The 1,059-nt window shown below is 47.8% G+C and carries 1 protein-coding gene; it reads right to left on the bottom strand.

The features are described from left to right. Positions 1 to 1,059 (bottom strand): hypothetical protein (locus KDK19_RS20780; protein WP_257292855.1); only part of this gene is annotated, 1,059 nt, incomplete at both ends.

Here is a 1,059-nt window from a genome sequence, read left to right as displayed (position 1 = left end):
GGGTGTTAACGCCTTTGAGCATCGGCAGCTGTGTTGCATCACCGGCATTCCAGAGATCGCTGTTTAAACCATTCAGGTTTGATTTGAGAGCACTTTTCGGTACTCTTACGACACCTCTGTTGTATCCATCACTTCTGTCATAAGGTTGTCTATACCTTGTAAAAGTATCCAGATTATTTTTAATACTGCCTGCTTGATGTAATTTTGCGACTGCCGGACTCATTTTATTATATGGTCGTGCATGAACCAATCCCGTATTAACATTGTTATAAACCGAGCCCCAATTCCGCAGATCTCCGGTAATGCCGCCGGTTGGACTTTGTCCGTCAAATTCTGAATCTTTCCCTATGACTGCTCCGGCATTAAGGTTGTCATGGATGCTTCCACTTAGGGTTTCTCCGACAATACCTCCGGCTTCTGCGTCCATGCCGTCAGTAGTGACAGATCCAGCATTTGCATTTTGAACAACTAAAGCGTTGGTTATATGCCCTGCTATTCCACCTACATGGGTATGGCTTTTTGCAGAAATGCTACCTGTATTGAGGTTCTTGCTAACCAGGGTTTGACTGCGAGCCGACCCTACTATTCCGCCACTTGTTCCGAATCCGTGAATCCAGGGGGTGCCTGCGTGATGATCCGAGGAAATTTTTCCGGTGTTCAGGTTGTGTAATATCCTGGCTGTTGTTCCGTCTCCTACAATCCCCCCGGAGCTTTCTGTTTGGGCAGCATTGACCTCACCAGTATTCACATTGTTGTTTGCAACGCTATTGCTTTTCAGCGCACCGACAATGCCACCGGCAGGAGAGGAAACAACATTTCTGGAGGCTATTTTTCCGGTATTCAAGTTATTTGAAGTAGAAGATGACTGATCGGCTAAACCAGCGATGCCGCCTGCACTGGCGTGCCCGGTTGTAAAAACGGTGCCGGTGTTCACACTGTCGTGTATGACGCTATCAGAAACACTGCCCGCTATACCTCCACCATGACTGTGAGAACCACCTGTGTGAATAGCTCCGGCAGAATTGACCACCTCTTCAACCCTGCTGCCTTTCAACACTC

The sequence above is a fragment of the Endozoicomonas sp. ONNA1 genome, assembly GCF_024606325.1.
In the GTDB taxonomy this organism is placed as follows: Bacteria; Pseudomonadota; Gammaproteobacteria; order Pseudomonadales; family Endozoicomonadaceae; genus Endozoicomonas_A.
The sequence above is the reverse complement of the archived record's forward strand: the minus strand, read 5'-3'. Positions and strand labels throughout refer to the sequence as shown.